The sequence below is a fragment of the Meridianimarinicoccus aquatilis genome, assembly GCF_004358675.1.
Classification (GTDB): Bacteria; Pseudomonadota; Alphaproteobacteria; order Rhodobacterales; family Rhodobacteraceae; genus Meridianimarinicoccus; species Meridianimarinicoccus aquatilis.
The window spans coordinates 1-19,580 of the sequence record NZ_SMZO01000021.1 but is presented as its reverse complement, the minus strand read 5'-3'; the positions used below and the strand labels follow the sequence as shown (position 1 = coordinate 19,580).

Below are 19,580 nucleotides of genomic sequence, written 5' to 3'. Positions count from 1 at the left end.
TTTCGTATTTGGCGCATCCACGCCATTGTGTCTGGCCGGGGCGGGCCGCGCAGGATAAAGCTGTAACATGGCCTTCGCCACGGACGCGCCGCCCCCTATATGGACCTGTACAGGAGGCCCGATGAAATTCTTAAATCGACTAGCTACCGTGATCGTACTCGCCGCAACGCCATTCGCCGGTGCAGCGCAAGACGCCGCGTTCAGCGCCGAAAACCAACCGCTCCTGACGGAAGCGGACAATCTTGATGCGTTCAGATGGGTGGCACGCCCTGTGATCGTCTTTGCCGACTCGACCAATGATCCGCGTTTTATCGAGCAAATCAATCTGCTCGACGCTCGCAAAGACGCGTTGTTCGAACGCGACGTGGTGGTCATTGCCGATACCGACCCCAAGAACCCATCAGAGCTGCGTCGCCAGTTGCGCCCGCGCGGGTTCAGCCTTGTTTTGGTTGGAAAGGATGGGCAGATCGAATTGCGCAAACCTGCCCCTTGGGATGTGCGCGAACTGACCCGCGCCATCGATAAAATGCCGCTGCGCATGCAGGAAATCCGCGACGAGAACCGCGCCGGGTCGGGCTGACCCGACACAGTAGAGGGCGGGTTCGTCCCGCCCTGCCCCTGATATGTCCCGACGCAGGCTTTCATGGGGTTATTCAAACTCCATGATGACATCATCCACAGCCAGACTGTCACCAGCATCCGCATTGACTTTGGACACCTTGCCGCTGCGTTCTGCGCGAAGGATGTTTTCCATTTTCATGGCTTCAACCGTGCACAAGGCTTGGCCTTCCTGAACTTCGTCCCCGACGGCGACATTCACTTTCACGATCAGGCCCGGCATCGGGCACAAAAGCAGTTTGGATGTGTCAGGCGGCAACTTTTCGGGCATCAAAGCGGCCAGTTCCGCGCCACGCGGTGTGCGGATCTTGACGGCAAGGTCTGCACCGCGTGTTCGAAGACGGAACCCACCAGTGATCTTGTTGACCTTCAGGACCAGTGGCGCACCGTCTATCTGAAGCAGGGCAAGGCTGTCTCCGGGCGTCCAGTCAGAGGAAACCCGCATCTCGGCACCGTCACCGAACACCACCGTTGTCCCGTCGCGATCAGCCTTCAGCGTCACGGGATAGGAGTCGCCCTGAACAGACACGACCCAATCGTCCCCGACCTTGCGTTCGTGGTTGTCCATCCGGCCTGACACGCGGGTACGGCGGATTTCAGCGAGCCGGTACATCGCCGCGGCCGCAGCAGCGACTTTGCGCAGGTCGCCCTGTTCCAACGTTACGCCTTCGAATCCGTCGGGGTATTCTTCCGCGATGAAAGCGGTTGTCATCTCACCGGAAATGAACTTGGGGTGATCATAGACGGCTGACAGAAACGGCAGGTTGTGCCCGATCCCTTCAACTTCGAAGCTATCTAGCGCAACGCGCATCTCTTCGATGGCGGTTGCGCGATCCGGACCCCAAGTACACAGCTTGGCGATCATCGGATCGTAATACATGCTTATTTCGCCGCCTTCGAAAACGCCGGTATCATTCCGCACCGCCGCGTCGGCAGTTGCCGTTTCTTCAGGCGGACGATAGCGGCTGAGACGCCCGATAGACGGCAGGAAATTGCGATACGGGTCTTCGGCGTAAAGGCGGCTTTCCATGGCCCAGCCAGTCAGCTTGATGTCATCTTGCGACATCGCCAGCTTCTCGCCATAGGCAACGCGGATCATCTGTTCTACCAGGTCGACACCGGTGATCAATTCGGTCACGGGATGTTCCACCTGAAGCCGGGTGTTCATCTCAAGGAAATAGAAATTTCGTTCCCCATCGACGATGAACTCAACAGTTCCGGCGCTGGTATAGCCAACCGCAGCCGCCAGAGCACAGGCTTGCTCGCCCATCGCCTTGCGGGTCGCTTCATCAAGGAATGGGCTTGGCGCCTCTTCGATGACCTTCTGGTTCCGGCGTTGGATCGAACATTCCCGCTCGCCCAGATAGATCGTGTTGCCATGGCTATCAGCAAGCACCTGAATTTCGATATGGCGCGGCTGGGTCACGAATTTTTCGATGAAGATGCGGTCATCGCCGAAGCTGTTGGCCGCTTCGTTCTTGGAGCTTTCAAAGCCCTCGCGGACCTCGTCTTCTTTCCAGGCGATACGCATCCCTTTGCCGCCGCCGCCTGCGCTGGCTTTAATCATCACCGGATAGCCGATCTCGCCCGAGATTTTGACCGCCTCGTCGCCATCGGCAATCAGACCCATATAGCCGGGAACCGTGCTGACGCCGGCTTCCTGAGCCAGCTTTTTGGACGTGATCTTGTCGCCCATCGCTTCGATGGCTTTCACAGGCGGGCCGATAAAGGCAACACCGGCCGCTTCAAGTGCTTCCGCGAACTTACTGTTTTCCGACAAAAAACCGTAACCCGGATGCACCGCCTCTGCGCCGGTTTCCTTGATCGCCGCCATAACCTTGTCGATCACGATATAGGACTGGTTCGCGGGCGCCGGACCGATATGAACCGCTTCGTCAGCCATCCGAACGTGCAGCGCATTGCGATCCGCGTCGGAATAGATCGCCACGGTCTTGATACCCATCTTGCGTGCCGATTTGATAACTCGGCAAGCGATCTCACCTCGGTTGGCGATCAGAATCTTCTTGAACACGGCCTGTCCCTTTCGTGGTCGCGGCACGGTATTCGGGCAACGTGCCCGGCTCCGGCCTGTGTATATGAGCTGTGGAAATGTCCGCACGCACACGCAGGCGCACGGCGTGCACTGCGCGGTCGGTAGCGGTATCTTTTGAGAGGAGTTAAGCCTTGCTGCGGCAAAAGGCTGTTTCGGAAAATGGTCCCCGAACAGGAGCGGGGAACTCCGAAACTCGTTACTGCCTTCGCACGCGAGGTGTGAAAGTTCACAGCCGCAATAGGGGCCGAATCCGGGCGTGGCGCAAGTCTTAGGCTTGGCGCGCCTATAAAATAGGCAAAAATCCGCTCACTCCGAACACAATTGCTCGCACTCAGGTTGGCTAAATGCCCCATACAAGCCTGACCCGCCAATATATCGGCGTGTACGGTTCGCAAGTCATGTGTTGGGGCCGCGTTCATCAACGTTGCTCCCAGTCCGGGTTATCAAAGGCCGCTGGAAAACTTGCGCGCGCCTCGGCTTCGTCAACCCGCAGCAAGGCCTCATAGCTTGCCGGGTCAAACGGGTCTTCCGCCGGAACCACTTCGCGGCCAAACACCCAACTGAGCCGTCCAGCATCAAGATTGCCGCGCTCAAACGGTTGGTCCCCGAAATACATCCAAAGGGCCGCGATGAAACCGGTATCAGCGCGCCGATCCGCTGGCTTACGATCCGCATAGCGTTCGCGCCGCGTCAAAGGTGTGACGCCGCCTTTGTTGTCGCGGCGGATTGTGAACTGATAGTCCGTACCCGGAAGTCGGCCTGGAAAACCCCGATGTTTTATCATGACGCGACCCTCGCATGACGACACCAGCGCGCCCGGTGCGCCGTACTGTCGAGCAGATCAGTTAAACGGGTCCGCGCCACGCAGGGGACAGGCCCATCAACTGCACCGCCTGCCCGCACGCGCAAACCATCTGCTGTTTGGGCAACTTCAACCGCCGGTGCAAAGCCGCGCAAATCTTTGAGTAGACGCCAAACATCCTTGCGGACCTCATGCGCCAATGCCCTGCGGCGCAACAGCGGCAGAGTGGTTTCAGCGCACAGATCAAACCGTGCGGGCAATCTGCGTGACAAGGTCATGACGCTGTTGTCATGAACGATGTGCCATGCGTTCTTTTTCATGGTCGCACCGCCAGCATATCAACCTCGACCAAGGCATCTACGGCCAAAGCCGTGACGCCAATCGTTGTCCGCGCGGGTCGTGCGCCTTTGGGAAAATACCGCATGTAAACAGCGTTAAACGCATCGAAGTCGCGTTTGAATTCGGAAAGATAGCACCGGCACTGAACGACATCCGCCAAGGTCAAACCCAAGCCTTCAAGAACCAGTTTCAGGTTTTCCATCACGCGTTCTGCCTGCGCTTCGACGCCTTCGGGCAACGGCGCATCGGGTGCGCCGGGAAAGGTTGGCATCTGACCAGTCAGCGTCACCCAACCGTCCGCTTCAGCCGCGTGACAGAAGGGGCCAACAGGCGTGGGCGCAGTGGGAACAAAGTGAAACTCGGGCATCGGACCTCAACTCTTCGGAAATATGGGGCAACGGCGCAGTGGACTTTGTCCTACGCCGCTGCCTGCCATACACGATCCAGCCGCAATGCGACTGCAAATTTTCCGATTACAGCGGAATGTTGTCGTGCTTTTTCCAAGGGTTCTTGAGCGACTTGTTGCGCAGGCTGGCAAACGCACGCGCGACCCGTTTGCGCGTTGAATGTGGCATGATCACTTCATCAATAAAGCCGCGCTCGGCCGCGACGAACGGATTGGCGAACCGCTGTTCATAGTCTTTGGTGCGTGCAGCGATCTTTTCGGGATCCCCCAGTTCAGAACGATAAAGGATTTCGGTCGCGCCTTTCGCCCCCATCACCGCAATTTCGGCAGTGGGCCAGGCATAGTTGAAGTCGCCGCGCAGGTGCTTGGACGACATCACGTCATAGGCCCCGCCATACGCCTTGCGGGTGATCACGGTGACTTTGGGCACAGTTGCCTCGCCATAGGCAAAAAGGAGTTTCGCGCCATGCTTGATAACGCCGCCGTATTCCTGCCCCGTACCGGGCAAGAAGCCCGGAACATCCACGAGCGTCAGGATCGGGATTTCGAAGCAATCGCAAAAGCGCACAAAGCGAGCCGCCTTACGCGAACTGTCGATATCAACACAACCTGCAAGAACCATGGGCTGGTTCGCAACGACACCCACGGTGCGGCCTTCAATCCGAACAAACCCGGTGATGATGTTCTTCGCGAAATCCTGCTGGATTTCATAGAAGTCCCCCTCATCCGCGAGCTTCAGGATCAGCTCTTTCATGTCATAGGGCGTATTCGGATTATCCGGGATCAGCGTATCAAGGCTTGCTTCAAGCCGGTCGGGTTCATCAAAGAACGGGCGCACAGGAGGCTTGGATGTGTTGTTCTGCGGCAGAAAATCAACTAAACGGCGCACTTCTGTCAGTGTTTCAACGTCGTTTTCAAAAGCACCATCCGCGACAGATGACTTACGGGTGTGGGTGCTCGCGCCCCCCAACTCCTCGGCTGTAACCACTTCGTTTGTCACGGTCTTGACCACGTCAGGACCCGTCACAAACATATAGGAGCTGTCCCGGACCATGAAAATGAAATCCGTCATTGCAGGGCTGTACACAGCCCCACCAGCGCAGGGCCCCATGATCACACTGATCTGCGGGATCACGCCAGAGGCCATGATGTTGCGCTGGAATACCTCGCCATAAGCGGCAAGACTATCCACCCCTTCTTGAATGCGGGCACCACCTGAATCGTTCAACCCGATCACTGGGGCACCGTTCTGCATCGCCATATCCATGATCTTGCAGATCTTCTTGGCATGCGTTTCCGAAACCGACCCGCCAAGAACCGTGAAGTCCTGCGAAAACACATATACTTGGCGCCCGTTGATCGTGCCCCAGCCTGTAACCACGCCATCACCATGCGGGCGCTGCTCTTGCATGCCGAAATCAGTACAACGGTGGGCAACGTACATGTCGAATTCTTCGAAAGACCCATCATCAAGCAACAGGTCGATCCGCTCTCGTGCTGTAAGCTTGCCCTTCGCATGCTGCGCTTCGATCCGGCGCTCACCGCCCCCCAGATGCGCGTCTGCGCGGCGCGTTTCCAGTTCGTTGAGGATGTCTTTCATTGGCTGGATTCCCTTGTTTTGCCGGAACCTTAGCGCCCGGATTCCCGTACGGGAAGTGCTTTCGAGAATATTTGCAATAACTCCGACATGTGCTTTTAGCAAATTGCAAAATTGCTAATAATCGCCTTATGGATGCCCGCACACCTTGTGTGCATAGACAAAACAGCGGCCGAGGCGTAGCGATTGAGAATGCAACACCCGCCGCTTGTCAGGTTTCTCGACCGGACCACCCCGCCACACATTGTCACACTCGTTCTGCTCGCAGGCCTTTCGGCAGCGACCATGAACATATTTCTGCCATCGCTGCCCAGCATGGCCACGCATTTCGACTCTGACTACAGGGTCCTGCAATTGTCTGTGACCTTGTATCTGGCGGTGAACGCGATCTTGCAAATCTTTATCGGCCCCCTGTCGGACAGGTTGGGGCGACGCCCCGTTTTGCTTGGCGCTTTTGCTCTGTTCATTCTGTTCACAATCGGCATTCTTTTCGCCCCGACCGTAGAGATTTTCTTGCTTCTTCGGATGGGCCAATCGGCCGTTGTGGCGGGAATGGTCCTAAGCCGGGCGATCGTGCGCGACATGGTCCCGCAGGATCAAGCAGCCTCCATGATTGGTTACGTGACCATGGGAATGGCGCTTGTGCCGATGATCTCGCCCGTGATCGGGGGCCTTCTGGATGAAGCGTTTGGATGGCAGTCAAATTTCGTTCTTTTGATCGTGCTTGGCTGTGCCGTCATGTGGCTGGTTTGGACCGATTTAGGGGAAACCGCCCGCACGCCGGATCAGACACTGGGCGAACAGATGCGGGAAGCGCCCGAACTGCTCACTTCACCGCGGTTTTGGGGCTACAACATGTCAGCCACCTTCGCGTCGGGCGCATTCTTCGCCTATCTCGGTGGAGCCCCATATGTCGGGTCAGAGGTGTTCGGGCTCTCCCCCGCGCAGCTTGGCCTGTTCTTTGGCGCGCCCGCGGTGGGTTACATGGTCGGCAACGCCATTTCCGGAGCCTACTCGGTACGGTACGGGATCAATCTGATGATTGTGACCGGGACGTGTCTTTCCAGTCTTGGGCTACTTGTGTCGCTCAGCTTGTTTCTTATCGGGCTTGAAACTGTCTGGGTCTTCTTTGGGTTTATGATCTTTGTGGGCCTAGGGAACGGGCTTGTCCTTCCCAATGCGACAGCCGGAATGCTGTCGGTCAGGCCGCGCCTGGCTGGCACGGCCTCTGGGCTTGGCGGCGCGATGATGATCGGCGGCGGGGCGGCACTTTCGGCCCTGGCCGCAGCATTGCTGGTGCCGGGCGCAGGCGCTTTCCCACTGCTGTGGATGATGTTCATCACGTCTTGCCTTGCCATAGGCGCCATATGCGTCGTGCTCTGGCGTGAACGCCAGTTGGGTCTTGGTCACGGCGACTGACGCGGCCCCTTGCAGCAGGGCATGCGGCGCGCCTAGAGTCGCGCATCAGGAGTCGGATGATGGCCAAACAGAAACTCTATGCCGGTGCAAAGCTGCGCGACATGCGCCGCAAACTTGACCTTTCTCAAAAGGAATTTGCTTCAAAATTAGGGGTTTCCCTGCCATACTTGAACCAGATGGAAAATAACAACCGACCTGTTTCGGCCGGGGTTGTTCTTGGTCTGGCCCAGGAATTCGGCATTGATGTCACCGAACTTTCCACTGGAGAAACAGAGCGGTTGGTTTCCGACATGCGGGAGGCTCTGGCCGACCCGTTGTTCGGGGATGCAGCCCCGCCATTGGCAGATCTACGGCTGGCCGCGTCCAACGCCCCTGCCCTGACCCATGCGTTTCTCGAACTGCACAGAGCCTACCGGCAAACGCATGAACGGCTCGCATCGCTGGACGAGGCATTGGGCCGTGGCGGACAAGGCCCCGGCCTTGCGTCACCTTGGGAAGAAGTCAGGGATTTTTTTCACTACTGCAACAACTACATTGACGCCGTCGACCGCGCGGCGGAACGCTTTTCCACAGGCGCTGACACGATCAGTTTGCGGGCACGCGCCGAAGCAGCGCTGGACAGGATCGGTGTGCGCTTGCGATTTGATGAAAGCGCAGGGCTTCGCCACTACGACGCAGAGAGTAGAACACTCACACTGTCGAACAGAGCCGCGCCAGCCACAGTGGCCTTCCAGTTGCTTCATCAGGTCGCCCTGCTGTGCCACACCGATCTGATCGAAGCGACGCTGGATCTGGCACGCTTTCAAACCGCGCAGGCCCGGGACATCGCCCGTATCGGAATGGCCAACTACTTCGCGGGCGCCGCGCTGCTCCCCTATGAGCAATTCCTGGCCGCCGCCCAAGACACGCGTCACGACCTAGAACGCATGAGCGATCATTTTGGGGCCAGCATAGAACAGGTCGCGCACCGTCTTTCCACGCTCCAGCGCACTGGCGCAAAGGGTATCCCGTTCTTTTTTGTAAGGGTGGATCAGGCCGGGACTATCACCAAACGCCACTCTGCAACACTTTTGCAATTCGCACGATATGGCGGCGCCTGCCCCTTGTGGAACGTGCACCGGGCGTTTGAAACGCCCGGTCGGTTCCTGCGGCAACTTGCGGAAACACCCGACGGGGTACGCTACTTGTGCCTCGCGCGGGACGTCTCGAAACCGGGGGGCAGTTTTCACGCCCCGGTCCGCCGCTATGCCATCGGACTTGGGTGCGAAGTGCGGCATGCCGCTGCGCTGGTCTATGCCGACGATATGGACCCCAGCAATGCCCGCGCGTTCGAACCGATTGGCATCTCTTGCCGGATATGCGAGCGGCCAGACTGCCACCAGCGATCTGTGCCCCCACTCGCAAGGCGGCTGACGATAGACGCCAACCGCCGTGGGATTTTGCCCTACGAAGTCGAAAGATAGGTTAGTGTGCCGCCGCGTGTTCGCGAAGAATGCGGGCCAACTCGTCCTTCAGGGTGATGCGTGTTTTGCGCAAGCGCAACGCTTCTTGGTCGGACATAGGTTCGATGTTTGTTTCCACCCGGTGCAATGTGCGGTTCACTTCATGGTATTCATCCATCAGCCGCGCTGCATGGGCGTTCCCCTGGCGCAACTCTTGTAGATCGGCGGTGTTCAGAGGGAATTCCTCGGAAAGTTCGTGGGGAACATGAGACATTTGGCTCTCTCCTGAATATCTTTTTTATTCTCAAACAAACGCTACCGCGTCCATCGGCTGGCAACATTGACCCGGATCAAATCCAGCGAAGAGACATCAGGACTTGGTCTGAAGTGGGTTGGGTGTAATTGTGCGACGCTTCAATCGGCTTTCGCGCCAGGCGATGAAACTGATCGCCGCGACAACGATCCCACCGCCTGTGACAACATAGGGATCGACCGGTTCGCCGAACAGCAAAACCCCGACAAGAACCGACCAGACAAGCTGCAAAAACACCGCTGGCTGGGTTACCGATACCGGTGCCGCGCGAAACGCGAGTGTCATAGTATAGTGTCCCGCAGTGGCAAACGCCGCAACCAGTAGTAGCGCGGCCAAGGCTGTTGGGCTGGGCGTCACCCAAACCGACACGGCGAATGGCAACAGGACGATCGGCACAAAAAGCGACAAGAGCACCACGATGACTTCTGCCCCGAAACGGTTGGAAAGGAACTTTGCCATGAGATACGACGCCCCGAAAGATCCGGCTGTCACCAGCATCGCGAAATGCCCCGGATCAATCTGCCGAACACCCGGCCGCAGGATGATCAAAGCCCCGATCAACGCAACCAATACGGCGGCAATACGGCGGAACGCCAACCTTTCGCCAAGGAACAGCGCGGCCCCGACGGTCACAACAACCGGCGCAAGGTAGTTCATCGCCGTCACTTCTGCGATGGGGATGCGGGTCATAGCATAGAACCAGAATATCACACCGATCCCATGGATCGCCCCGCGCACCCCAAAAAGCATCCAGTCCCGCCGGGTCAAACAGGCAGCGCGCAGTTTGCCAAGCATCGGCAGTACGAATATCAGCCCAAGCGCATAGCGCAAAAACGCTGCCTCTGACGGAGGTACCGCGTCGCCGATAGCCTTGACTGTGGCTTGCACCCCAACGAAGCAAAGCCCCGTCAACATCATCCAACCGAGCCCAACCAAGGGCCCAGACATCGCAGGGCCCTGTGGTGAAATTTCCCGACGAGGAGTTTTGTGCGTCAAGGGCCTACAACGCCGCCATCACCTCGTCGCTCACTTCGAAATTGGCCGTGACATGTTGAACGTCGTCGTCATCTTCCAAAGCGTCGATCAACTTGAACAGCTTCTGCGCCGTCTCAAGGTCCAGCTCGGTGCTGGTCTGAGGGCGCCAGATTAACTTGGTGCTTTCGCTCTCACCCAACGCAGCCTCAAGCGCGGTCGACACCTCGTTCAGGTCCGTGTCGGCAGTATAGATTACATGACCTTCGTCGGAACTTTCAACGTCCTCGGCCCCCGCTTCGATCGCGGCTTCCATCATTGTATCGACGTCCGCAACGCTTGCCGGATAGATGATTTCGCCCTTCCGATCGAACATGAACGACACCGATCCGGTTTCCCCCAGATTACCGCCGTTTTTCGTAAATGTTGACCGAACGTTGCTCGCGGTACGATTTCGGTTGTCGGTCATGGCCTCAACCATCACCGCCACGCCGCCCGGGCCATATCCCTCATACCGGATTTCGTCATAGTTTTCAGCATCACCGCCGGTGGCCTTTTTGATCGCGCGTTCAATGACATCCTTGGGAACCGAGTTCGACTTGGCTTCTTTGACCGAAAGGCGCAGGCGGGGGTTTTTTTCCGGATCAGGGTCGCCCATCTTGGCGGCAACCGTTATTTCCTTGGCAAGTTTGGAAAACAGCTTGGAACGCGCGGCGTCTTGGCGCCCTTTGCGGTGCTGGATGTTTGCCCATTTGGAGTGACCAGCCATGCTTTGCTGTCCTTCTTTTTCTACGTTTCTGAGCCCACCTAATAGTGAGTGCAGACATGTCCCGCAAGTCAGCTGCCATGCGCCGCTTTGGGGCGGCACATCTCGTCTCATCCGAACAAAATGTACCGAATCGCAATCCTTTAAGAGGAATCGAAGGTCAGCAAGAACTTCACTTACTGCAAAAAAATTGCGCAATCAGACGCCAAAACCGATGTGGAACCCCACCGCACAAACACAAAGCGCGCCACCCCTCAAGAGACTCCGCACGTACGACCCTTAATAAACCGTACATTTTTGCTTTTATTTCCGTTACTTAAGCACAGAGCGACCATTTTGAAACACTCGACTACCCATTTTACTGCCCTTTGGCTCAAAGGAAGTGCGAGCTTGACCCAAAGGTATGGATAAGCGATAAACGTCGGAGGAGTTAACAAAGGGTAGCACCGTTATGAAGAATATTCTCAAAGCAGCATTCGTCGCTGCAACATTGGTAGCAGGCTCTGCTGCATCCGCAGCAGTTGTCGTCTACACATCGACCACGACCACGCCGACACCTGCAACATCGATCACAACCGTGGACATGAACGCTGGTGATTTCATCACAGTGACCGAGGTTCTGATTCCAGGTGACTCTGCAGAGTTCACTTTCACTGCGCTGGAAGCGCTGAAAGTTAGCAACATCGCTCTGTCCGGAACCGGCAGCAACGGTGGCACGGACTTGGCAAACGTTGAATTCGGCTTCACATCCGCAACGACGCAGCAGTTCTCGACGATCATCGACTTCGGCGGCACCGCAGCAGGATCTGCAACGCTTGGCGGCTTCATTTTGGGCGCGGGCGACTCGTTCACAATCTACTGGGAAGACGGCATCATCGCACCTGTTGGTCTGACCGCGAGCTTCTTCACCACAGCTGTTCCAGTGCCTGCGGCGCTGCCCATGCTGGCTGGTGGCTTGGCATTGCTTGGATTGGCACGTCGCAAGAAAGCGTGAAACGCTTAAAGTCGTAAGAATTGAGTGGGGGGCTTTGCCTCCCATTTTTTTTGTCAAAATTAACGCGTTAATCATATTATTCAAAAGTCGGCATGTTTTTGCACTTTGCTGCACAACAATCGCGCATTTTGAGCTAGAAAGATGGAACCAACTCACCATCCGTATAGTTAAAAGGTGCAAAGTAATGAAAAATCTAATAAAACCCTTCGTGGTTGTGGCAGCGCTCATTGCTGCTTCTGCTGCCTCTGCGTCAACAGTGATCGTGGGGCCCGGTACGCCGACCCCAGTTTCCGCAAACAAGGTCTCGACCGCCGACATCTCTATCGGTAACGCCGTCTCGGTCACCGAAACGTTGTTGGGCACCGACACCGCAGAATTTACGTTCACAGCATTGGAACGGTTGCGCGTCAGCACAATCGCGCTGGCTGGAACAGACGCGAATAATGGTACAGAGCTTGCCAAAGTCCGCTACGCACTGAACGGCACTCCGGTCACCCCGTTCCCATTGATCGTCCCCAACGGACAATCCGCAAGCGCAAGTGGCTTCATTCCATCGTTCAATCTCGATCTGGGTAGCTCGTTCACAATCTTTTGGGATTTGGTCGCGCCCGCAGGTACGCCGATTGGCATCACAGCTAGCTTCAATACAACGGCTGTTCCCGTACCCGCGGCTCTTCCGCTGCTCGTCGGCGGCGTTGCATTGCTTGGCGCAGTTGCGCGCAAGAAGCGCAGCTAACCGTTTCTATTTTCGACAATCAACTTAAGCAGGGGTCTTCGGACCCCTGTTTGCATTTACGCGACGGGGCTGACACATCATGCCGAAGAGCTCTGTTCAGAGCGGCCAAATGATCGGAATGAGGAACGACACCAACAGCCCGGTCGAGAGGTTTAATGGAATACCAACCTTAAGATAGTCGCTGAACCGGTACCCGCCTGGACCATAGACCATCATATTTGTCTGATACCCTATGGGAGTTGCGAAACTGGCCGATGCGGCAATCATGACTGCGATGACAAGCGGTCGCGGGTCCAATCCAAGCGCCACGGCCAAACCTATGGCAATCGGTGTCACAACCACCGCCACCGCATTGTTCGATACCATTTCGGTCAAGACCGACGTCAGCAGGTATATGGACCAGATAAGCAGAAACGGCGGGACTTCTGCCAAAACTGGCGCCACCCCCTTTACCAAAAGCTCGACTGCACCAGACGCATCAAGCCCCGCACCGATAGCAAGCATGCCGAAAATCAACGCGAGCAATCGACCGTCTATGAAGGAAAACGCCTCTTCGGCATCTATGCAGCGGGTCAAAAGAACCGCAGCGATGGCGATAACGGCAAGCATCAGGATCGGCGCAGCACCGAGCCCGGCCAACACCACCACTGACGCCAACGCCCCAATGGCAATCGGTGCTTTGTCACGTCGGAAGGCACGTTGAGACGGCGTCGCGACATCCACAAGATCCATGTCAGCCGCCAGACGCTGAACATCTGCCGGCGCCCCCTCCAACAGCAAGGTGTCGCCGACCCGGACAACGATTTCGTCCATCTTGCGACCAATATTCTGGTTCGATCTATGGGCGGCGATGGGATAGACGCCATAGCGCCGTCGCAAACGCATAGACCCAAGCGACCGCCCTACCATCCGGCATCCAGGTGTGATCAACACCTCAACGGTCGTCGTCTCGACCGATGACAATTTGTCCACCATACGAACTTCGCGGCTTTTCTGAAGGCCAAGCACTTCGGCCATTTGCGTACGCAAAACCACGCGGTCGCCTGCCTCCAACTCAACTGCGGCCATATCGCGGCGCAAGGACTGGTCGCCGCGCAACACATCGATCAGCCGCACGCCTTCACGTTTGAACAGATCAACCTCGACAACACTTTGTCCGATCAGTTGGCTATCTTCGGGAACGGCGACTTCTGTAAAGAACTTCATCCCCTTGCGACCCGAAAGCAAGCTGGACATGCTATCACGATCCGGCAGCAAGTGCGGCGCGATAAAGCCAAGATACAGCATCCCCCAAGCCACAACAGCAAGGCCAAGTGGCGTCACCTCAAAGATCGTGAAGGCGCGCAATCCGTTGTCGCGCGCCACGCCATCGACCAGCAGGTTGGTCGATGTCCCGATCAAAGTCAGGGTCCCCCCGACAATCGCCGCATAGGACAGCGGTATGAGGAACTTGGACGGCGATTTACCCAACGTCTTTGCGATCTGGGTGAAAACCGGGATCATAACGACAACGACCGGAGTGTTGGAGACAAATGCTGACGCAATCACGACGAACCCGATCAGAACGGCCACTGCGCGTTTCGGTTGGCGTATGGCCATGGCTTCTGTACGGCTGATAAACCAATCCAAAGCCCCAGTTCGCACTAGTGCCCCCATAACAACAAACATCGCGGCTATGGTCCACGGCGCTGGATTGGACAGCACCGACAATCCGGCATCATAGGGCAGCACGCCAAGCACCAACATGCAGGACACACCGCCAAGAGCGACCACTTCCGCTGGAAAGGACTCGCGCAAGAAGCCAACGAACATCAGCAGAACAATCAGCAGAGCCACCATGGCATCCGCCTGTGGCAGACCAGTCAATTCAGCGAGATTAAGTTGTGTCATGTTTTCTTAAGGGCTTTGGTCCGCATCAGATCAGAGTAGTCTGCTCACCAATGGGCTGTGATGCCGCGCAACTGTCAAGGGGCGCTGGCTTGCAGACGGCCACCTTGTCGGATCATCGTCACGGATTGTGCTTTGCCATCACGATCAGATGTCTCGACAAGCACCCCTGACAACGTGGCTTCGCCCCCGGCCGGCTGGAACCGCCCTTTGCCCATGCCCGTCACAAAACGGCGAAGGGGTTCGACACGGTCCATGCCAATGACCGAATTGTAATCCCCGCACATGCCTGCATCAGTCAAGTACCCGGTGCCACCGTCAAGAACTTGCGCATCCCCAGTCGGCACATGGGTGTGCGTTCCAACAACAAGTGATGCCCGCCCGGCACAAAACTGGCCCATCGCCATCTTTTCAGACGTGGCTTCCGCGTGAACATCCAGAACAATCGCCTGTGCCAAGCCCCCCAGAGGATGCGCCTTGAGGACTCGCTCAACATGGCCGAACGGATCATCGAAGGGACGCTTCATAAACACTTGCCCAAGCACCTGTGCGACCAGAACCTTGCGCCCGTCTGGCAGAGAGTAGAGTCGGTGCCCCACACCCGGTGCGCCCTTGGCAAAGTTCAAAGGGCGCAAGATACGCGGCTCGCGTTCAATATAACTCAGCATATCACGCTGATCGAACGCGTGATCGCCCAGCGTGATGCAGTCAGCGCCAGCCTCCAGGATCAGCTTTGCATGATCAGGTGACAGCCCAGCTCCAGAGGTCGCATTCTCACCGTTCACGACGACGAAATCTGCACGCAGTTTCTCGCGCAGGGATTTCAGGTTTTCGGTAAGGCCGGTGCGTCCGCTCCGCCCCATGACATCGCCAAGGAATAGAATTTTCATGTGTCCGGGCCTATGGGGCAACGCGCGCATGAGCAAGCGTTTTTCATGCTATACCAAGCCCCTCAGTGCCGAACCATTGCACACCTGCCTCAGTCACAATGGCATCCAGCCTTTGATCCGTCGCTTCACGCGGGAGCAGGTCAGCCTGCTGCGCAGAGAAGGCAAAACCGATTGCGATCGCCCGCCCCTGACCGCGCAAAATTTCAAGCGTGCGGTCATAATACCCACCGCCATACCCCAAGCGCGACCCTGCGCCATCAAACGCCACGAGCGGGACGATCAGAACCTCTGGCACAAGAAACGCGCCGGATCTGGGAATTTGCGCCCCGAATGGCCCTGTGACCATCTCGGTCTTCGGGGTCCAGTCTTGAAACCGCAACGGCAAATCTTGCCCGTCAATCACAGGAACACCGACGCGGGTTTGCTTTGCCCGGTCTCGCATAACCGGCAGCGGGTCGATTTCTGTCCGAATAGGCATATAGCCACTAACGACCGCATCCGGATAGTGATCCAAGACCTCGGCCAGCGCATTTTGCGCAGGGGCCATATCAATCGAACCGAATGCGTCCTTGCGCCTCGCAAATGCAAGTTTGCGGGCTTCAGATTTTTCGATCATAGCAGCACATAGGTTGCTAGGCCCAAGAACGCAAAGAACCCGATTACGTCCGTGACCGTTGTCACAAAAGTTCCCGATGCCAGCGCCGGGTCGAACTTGAGCCGCTCCAGAACCACGGGAATTAGAATACCTGCAAGGCCAGCAACCAGCAGGTTCACGATCATCGCGACCCCAAGCACGGCGCCGATCACGGCGCTGCCAAACCATAGCCAGCCGATCACTCCCATTACAATGGCAAAGGCGACCCCGTTGACCAGCCCGACAAGCACTTCACGGCGGACAACCCGCATCATGTTCGACGACGTCAAATCCCGCGTCGCAAGAGCGCGCACTGCAACGGTCAAAGCCTGGGTGCCCGCATTGCCGCCCATGGAGGCTACAATCGGCATCAAGACCGCAAGCGCGACAACGCTGGCCAGAACATCCGCGAATTGCGAAATGACAATGGAGGCCAAGATCGCAGTGCCGAGGTTGACCGCCAACCACGGCAGGCGCACGCGGACCGTATCCAGCACGTTGTCAGACATGGACCCTTCGCCCACACCGGCCAGTCGCAACAAATCTTCTTCGTGTTCGTCGCTCAGCACGATCATCGCGTCATCAATCGTAATCACACCAACAAGTCGCCCGCCCTCGTCTACGACCGGGGTCGAAATCAAGTGGTATTGGTTGAACGCATAGGCAACGTTTTCATCTGTCTCTGTCGCTTCAATCGGAATGAACGTTTCTTCTGTTAAATCCCGCAGCAAGGCGGACCGACGCGCGCTCAGCATCCGGCCCAATGTAACGTTACCAACCGGCGCCATGCGCGGATCAACCAGAGTAACGTGGTAAAACTGATCGGGCAGATCTTCATTATCCCGCAAGAAGTCGATCATTTGCCCGACGGACCAGTCTTCTGGGGCGGTGACCACGTGGCGCTGCATCAAACGGCCAGCAGTGTCTTCGGGATAGGTCAGCGCCTTTTCGACGGCAAAGCGGTCAACATCCTCTAGTGCGCCGAGAATCGCTTCTTTTTGAACGCCTTCAAGATCTTCGACCAGATCAACAACGTCGTCGGTATCAAGGTCGCGAACCGCCGCGTGAAGTCGCGCGGGATCAAGAAAGCCGATAACCTCTTCGCGCAGACCTTCGTCCAGTTCGGACAGAACGTCGCCCGCCGCATCGCCTGACCACAGCGAGAAGAAAGCTTCACGACCCGACTCGTCGATCTGCTCCAGAAAGTCGGCAATGTCGGCGGGGTGAAGACCGTCCAGAACATCTTCCAGCCGCTGCCCATCGCCACTTTCGACAGCCTCAAGAATCCGCCCGACCCGCTTGGGGTCGAGATGCACATCATTGTTCTCTAGTTCATTCGCCATCTCGTCGAGCATGAAGCCCCCTGTCAGCGCATGGCGCGCTCTTGCTCAATTTTCCGGATATGCCACACCAAAACCGCGTTTTCCGGCAAAAGCGGTCGCGCGTTGCGCTTTCCGCTTGGGCCGGGCGAACGGCTGCGCCACATTGCCGACTATGTTTTGCATTGGGGATAGCGGGAACGATGACAGAAACCAAGCTGTTGCTAGGGCAGGTTCTTCAATTCACTGGCGATCCGTTCGCCGCCGATGCCGTCATGGGCAGCGGGCCAGGTTCGGCAGCAAGCTTTGAACGTTGCGGTGCCGTCGCAATCAAAGGGGGTACGATTCTGGCAGCAGGCGGCGCAGATGCCTTGCGCGCGGCCTATCCTCGCGCTGAACTGGTCGATTATGGCGATGCCCTGATCTTGCCGGGCTTTGTGGATGCCCATGCCCACTATCCGCAAACAGGGATTATCGCCAGTTGGGGGAAGCGTCTGATCGATTGGCTCAACAGTTATACCTTCCCTGAAGAAATGAAATTCGGTGATCCGGCCTATGCGGCGCAAATCGCGGCGCTCTACCTCGACACTGTTCTGGATCACGGCACCACCACAGTTTGCAGTTTCTGTACCATCCACCCAGAAAGCGTTACCGCGTTCTTTACCGCAGCAGAGGCACGCGGCATGCGCGTGGCCGGCGGCAAGACCTGCATGGACCGCAACGCGCCCGACGGGCTTCGGGACACACCGCAATCAGCCTATGACGATAGCAAGCTCCTGCTTGAGGCATGGCACGCGCGCGGGCGCGCATCTTATGCCATCACGCCGCGCTTTTCCCCCACCTCGACCCCGGAACAACTGTCCGCAATGGGGGCGCTTTGGGCAGAGCATCCAGAGTGCTTGATGCAAACGCACCTTTCCGAGCAAACAGACGAAGTGGCTTGGGTGGCAGAGCTTTTCCCCCAAGCACGCGACTATCTTGATACCTATGAAATGCACGGCCTGCTCGGCCCAGGCGCGTTGTTCGGTCACGCGATCCATCTGACAGACCGGGAACGGGCGCGATTGCTTGAGACAGATTCAAGCCTTGTCCATTGCCCCACATCGAACAGTTTCATCGGCTCGGGCATCATGGCGGTGATGGATTTACGCCATGCGGGACAACGAGTGGGATTGGCCACCGATACAGGCGGCGGGTCAAATTTCGGAATGCTGCGCACCATGGCTGCCGCGTATGAGTTGGGGCAGTTGCGCGGCACGCCATTGCATCCCGCGCAGCTTCTTTGGCTGGCAACCGAAGGATCAGCCCGCGCGATGCGGATGGACCATCACATCGGGACGTTGCAACCGGGAACAGAGGCCGATCTGGTCGTGCTTGATCTTGGCTCCACCCCGGCCATCGCGCAGCGCAGTGCGCGGGCCAATGACATCTGGGAGGCGGTTTTTCCGACGATCATGATGGGCGATGACAGAGCGGTGCGAGACGTCTGGGTCGGTGGACGCGTGCGAGCACAAAAATGACCCGCCTTGTGTCTTTTCTCGGTCTGGCACTGTTGCAAACGTCCGCCACCTTTGCCCAAACGCCCATGTCCGCCGACGAGTTTGAGCAATTCGTCACCGGCCGCACACTCACTTACGGCACCGCTGCCGGCGCCTATGGCATTGAGGAATATGGGTCATCGCGACAGGTTCGTTGGTCGTTCCTGGACGAAGAATGCATTGAAGGCATCTGGTACCCGCAAGACGGTGCGATTTGCTTTGCGTATGTCGGCCGCTTTGATGAGCAATGTTGGCACTTCTTCCTTGAGGGGGGCCAGTTGTCCGCCATCACCATCGATGCACCGGACGCGCAGCCGCATTACGTCATCGAAGATAGCGATGGACCCATGCAATGTTTCGGCCCTCGGATCGGGGTCTAGCAGGTCAATCCCCGAACAGGCTTTTTTGCTCTGGGGGCCGCTTCGGTTCCTTCGTTTTGCCGCGCGGTTTCTGAGCAGTTGAAGGACCGTCGCTTCCACCCACCGTGACCCGCCCGTCATGGAACTGAAGCTCCAGACTGGTGTGATCGCGGGCCATGGCTGCGCTGGTCACAACGTCGCCGCCGCTGCGCACCACCGCAAAACCACGCGCCAATGTGCCGGTATAGCTGAGCGAGGCCAGCAACCGCTCTGCAGACGATAACGCCTCGCGACGCTGCGCAAGGCCCTTTCGCTTGGCCGCGACCAACCGAGCTGTCAGTTTGCCCAGATCTTTCGGCGCGCGCGCGATCGTTTGCCGGGCTGGCCGCAAGGAAAGCCGACCGGCAAGCGTTGCCATGCGCAAACGATGTCTGTCCACGCCCTTGGACAAAGCGGTGTCCAACGCGCCGCCAGTGCGATCAAGCCGCTGATGTTC

20 protein-coding genes are annotated in these 19,580 nt (G+C 57.5%); 7 read left to right on the top strand and 13 right to left on the bottom strand.

From position 1 onward, the window contains the following. The first annotated feature begins 121 nt into the window (after window positions 1-121). Entirely contained in the window at window positions 122-580 is a 459-nt protein-coding gene (locus tag E2L05_RS10675) for a DUF4174 domain-containing protein (protein ID WP_133342899.1), read from the top strand. A 69-nt stretch (window positions 581-649) separates the two neighbouring features. Here E2L05_RS10675 and E2L05_RS10670 read toward each other — a convergent pair whose 3' ends face one another. The 5 genes from E2L05_RS10670 to E2L05_RS10650 all read right to left on the bottom strand — a co-directional run bounded on the left by E2L05_RS10670 (window position 650) and on the right by E2L05_RS10650 (window position 5,818). Further along, window positions 650-2,650 (bottom strand): acetyl-CoA carboxylase biotin carboxylase subunit, encoded by a 2,001-nt coding sequence (locus E2L05_RS10670; protein ID WP_133342898.1) that lies wholly within the window; start codon window positions 2,648-2,650, stop codon window positions 650-652. A 439-nt stretch (window positions 2,651-3,089) separates the two neighbouring features. Beyond that, complete coding sequence (locus E2L05_RS10665; RefSeq protein WP_133342897.1) at window positions 3,090-3,455, bottom strand: hypothetical protein; 366 nt, start codon at window positions 3,453-3,455, stop codon at window positions 3,090-3,092. Then, on the bottom strand, window positions 3,452-3,793 hold the full coding sequence (locus E2L05_RS10660) for a hypothetical protein (protein ID WP_243721940.1): 342 nt from the start codon (window positions 3,791-3,793) through the stop codon (window positions 3,452-3,454). Before E2L05_RS10660 ends, E2L05_RS10665 begins: the two co-directional genes overlap by 4 nt. Then, entirely contained in the window at window positions 3,790-4,179 is a 390-nt protein-coding gene (locus tag E2L05_RS10655; RefSeq protein WP_133342896.1) for a RidA family protein, read from the bottom strand. Before E2L05_RS10655 ends, E2L05_RS10660 begins: the two co-directional genes overlap by 4 nt. Window positions 4,180-4,285: 106 nt before the next feature. Beyond that, entirely contained in the window at window positions 4,286-5,818 is a 1,533-nt protein-coding gene (locus tag E2L05_RS10650) for an acyl-CoA carboxylase subunit beta (protein WP_133342895.1), read from the bottom strand. A 189-nt stretch (window positions 5,819-6,007) separates the two neighbouring features. On the opposite strand from E2L05_RS10650, the gene E2L05_RS10645 reads away from it, so the two are divergent. Beyond that, on the top strand, window positions 6,008-7,234 hold the full coding sequence (locus E2L05_RS10645; RefSeq protein WP_133342894.1) for a multidrug effflux MFS transporter: 1,227 nt from the start codon (window positions 6,008-6,010) through the stop codon (window positions 7,232-7,234). Between the two features lie 59 nt (window positions 7,235-7,293). Further along, window positions 7,294-8,697 carry a helix-turn-helix domain-containing protein gene (locus E2L05_RS10640; RefSeq protein WP_133342893.1) on the top strand — a complete coding sequence of 468 codons (1,404 nt, stop codon included), beginning with the start codon at window positions 7,294-7,296 and terminating at the stop codon, window positions 8,695-8,697. A 1-nt stretch (window position 8,698) separates the two neighbouring features. Here the strand turns inward: E2L05_RS10640 and E2L05_RS10635 are convergent, their stop codons facing one another. From E2L05_RS10635 to E2L05_RS10625, 3 genes are all read right to left on the bottom strand, one after another. After that, window positions 8,699-8,950 (bottom strand): YdcH family protein, encoded by a 252-nt coding sequence (locus E2L05_RS10635; RefSeq protein ID WP_133342892.1) that lies wholly within the window; start codon window positions 8,948-8,950, stop codon window positions 8,699-8,701. Between the two features lie 96 nt (window positions 8,951-9,046). Continuing rightward, window positions 9,047-9,937: a DMT family transporter gene (locus E2L05_RS10630; protein ID WP_243721939.1), complete on the bottom strand. Its 891-nt coding sequence runs from the start codon at window positions 9,935-9,937 to the stop codon at window positions 9,047-9,049. Window positions 9,938-9,989: 52 nt separating this feature from the next. After that, window positions 9,990-10,730 carry a YebC/PmpR family DNA-binding transcriptional regulator gene (locus E2L05_RS10625; RefSeq protein ID WP_133342891.1) on the bottom strand — a complete coding sequence of 247 codons (741 nt, stop codon included), beginning with the start codon at window positions 10,728-10,730 and terminating at the stop codon, window positions 9,990-9,992. A 448-nt stretch (window positions 10,731-11,178) separates the two neighbouring features. On the opposite strand from E2L05_RS10625, the gene E2L05_RS10620 reads away from it, so the two are divergent. Further along, window positions 11,179-11,721 (top strand): hypothetical protein, encoded by a 543-nt coding sequence (locus E2L05_RS10620; RefSeq protein ID WP_133342890.1) that lies wholly within the window; start codon window positions 11,179-11,181, stop codon window positions 11,719-11,721. Between the two features lie 184 nt (window positions 11,722-11,905). Further along, complete coding sequence (locus E2L05_RS10615; RefSeq protein ID WP_133342889.1) at window positions 11,906-12,457, top strand: VPLPA-CTERM sorting domain-containing protein; 552 nt, start codon at window positions 11,906-11,908, stop codon at window positions 12,455-12,457. 96 nt (window positions 12,458-12,553) lie between these two features. Here E2L05_RS10615 and E2L05_RS10610 read toward each other — a convergent pair whose 3' ends face one another. The 4 genes from E2L05_RS10610 to mgtE all read right to left on the bottom strand — a co-directional run bounded on the left by E2L05_RS10610 (window position 12,554) and on the right by mgtE (window position 17,223). After that, the gene (locus tag E2L05_RS10610; protein ID WP_133342888.1) at window positions 12,554-14,347 is read right to left on the bottom strand and encodes an SLC13 family permease; all 1,794 of its coding nucleotides are present in this window, start codon (window positions 14,345-14,347) and stop codon (window positions 12,554-12,556) included. 74 nt (window positions 14,348-14,421) lie between these two features. After that, window positions 14,422-15,234 (bottom strand): TIGR00282 family metallophosphoesterase, encoded by an 813-nt coding sequence (locus E2L05_RS10605; protein WP_133342887.1) that lies wholly within the window; start codon window positions 15,232-15,234, stop codon window positions 14,422-14,424. 43 nt (window positions 15,235-15,277) lie between these two features. Continuing rightward, window positions 15,278-15,850: a 5-formyltetrahydrofolate cyclo-ligase gene (locus E2L05_RS10600; protein WP_133342886.1), complete on the bottom strand. Its 573-nt coding sequence runs from the start codon at window positions 15,848-15,850 to the stop codon at window positions 15,278-15,280. Next, entirely contained in the window at window positions 15,847-17,223 is a 1,377-nt protein-coding gene (mgtE, locus tag E2L05_RS10595; RefSeq protein ID WP_133342885.1) for a magnesium transporter, read from the bottom strand. Before mgtE ends, E2L05_RS10600 begins: the two co-directional genes overlap by 4 nt. 167 nt (window positions 17,224-17,390) lie before the next feature. Between mgtE and guaD the strand changes: the two genes are divergently transcribed. Then, entirely contained in the window at window positions 17,391-18,707 is a 1,317-nt protein-coding gene (gene guaD / locus E2L05_RS10590) for a guanine deaminase (protein ID WP_133342884.1), read from the top strand. Next, entirely contained in the window at window positions 18,704-19,105 is a 402-nt protein-coding gene (locus E2L05_RS10585) for a hypothetical protein (RefSeq protein WP_133342883.1), read from the top strand. The genes guaD and E2L05_RS10585 overlap by 4 nt, the downstream gene beginning before the upstream one ends. A 4-nt stretch (window positions 19,106-19,109) precedes the next feature. On the opposite strand, the gene E2L05_RS10580 is transcribed toward E2L05_RS10585, so the two are convergent. Next, on the bottom strand, window positions 19,110-19,580 hold a 471-nt coding region (locus E2L05_RS10580), incomplete at its 5' end, for an exodeoxyribonuclease VII large subunit (protein WP_279512636.1).

Coding starts and splice junctions, on each gene's coding strand:
- E2L05_RS10675 (WP_133342899.1), top strand. CDS start 122: ATGAAATTCTTAAATCGACTAGCTACCGTGATCGTACTCGCCGCAACG.
- E2L05_RS10665 (WP_133342897.1), bottom strand. CDS start 3,455: ATGATAAAACATCGGGGTTTTCCAGGCCGACTTCCGGGTACGGACTAT.
- E2L05_RS10660 (WP_243721940.1), bottom strand. CDS start 3,793: ATGAAAAAGAACGCATGGCACATCGTTCATGACAACAGCGTCATGACC.
- E2L05_RS10655 (WP_133342896.1), bottom strand. CDS start 4,179: ATGCCCGAGTTTCACTTTGTTCCCACTGCGCCCACGCCTGTTGGCCCC.
- E2L05_RS10650 (WP_133342895.1), bottom strand. CDS start 5,818: ATGAAAGACATCCTCAACGAACTGGAAACGCGCCGCGCAGACGCGCAT.
- E2L05_RS10645 (WP_133342894.1), top strand. CDS start 6,008: ATGCAACACCCGCCGCTTGTCAGGTTTCTCGACCGGACCACCCCGCCA.
- E2L05_RS10640 (WP_133342893.1), top strand. CDS start 7,294: ATGGCCAAACAGAAACTCTATGCCGGTGCAAAGCTGCGCGACATGCGC.
- E2L05_RS10635 (WP_133342892.1), bottom strand. CDS start 8,950: ATGTCTCATGTTCCCCACGAACTTTCCGAGGAATTCCCTCTGAACACC.
- E2L05_RS10630 (WP_243721939.1), bottom strand. CDS start 9,937: ATGTCTGGGCCCTTGGTTGGGCTCGGTTGGATGATGTTGACGGGGCTT.
- E2L05_RS10625 (WP_133342891.1), bottom strand. CDS start 10,730: ATGGCTGGTCACTCCAAATGGGCAAACATCCAGCACCGCAAAGGGCGC.
- E2L05_RS10620 (WP_133342890.1), top strand. CDS start 11,179: ATGAAGAATATTCTCAAAGCAGCATTCGTCGCTGCAACATTGGTAGCA.
- E2L05_RS10615 (WP_133342889.1), top strand. CDS start 11,906: ATGAAAAATCTAATAAAACCCTTCGTGGTTGTGGCAGCGCTCATTGCT.
- E2L05_RS10610 (WP_133342888.1), bottom strand. CDS start 14,347: ATGACACAACTTAATCTCGCTGAATTGACTGGTCTGCCACAGGCGGAT.
- E2L05_RS10605 (WP_133342887.1), bottom strand. CDS start 15,234: ATGAAAATTCTATTCCTTGGCGATGTCATGGGGCGGAGCGGACGCACC.
- E2L05_RS10600 (WP_133342886.1), bottom strand. CDS start 15,850: ATGATCGAAAAATCTGAAGCCCGCAAACTTGCATTTGCGAGGCGCAAG.
- mgtE (WP_133342885.1), bottom strand. CDS start 17,223: ATGCTCGACGAGATGGCGAATGAACTAGAGAACAATGATGTGCATCTC.
- guaD (WP_133342884.1), top strand. CDS start 17,391: ATGACAGAAACCAAGCTGTTGCTAGGGCAGGTTCTTCAATTCACTGGC.
- E2L05_RS10585 (WP_133342883.1), top strand. CDS start 18,704: ATGACCCGCCTTGTGTCTTTTCTCGGTCTGGCACTGTTGCAAACGTCC.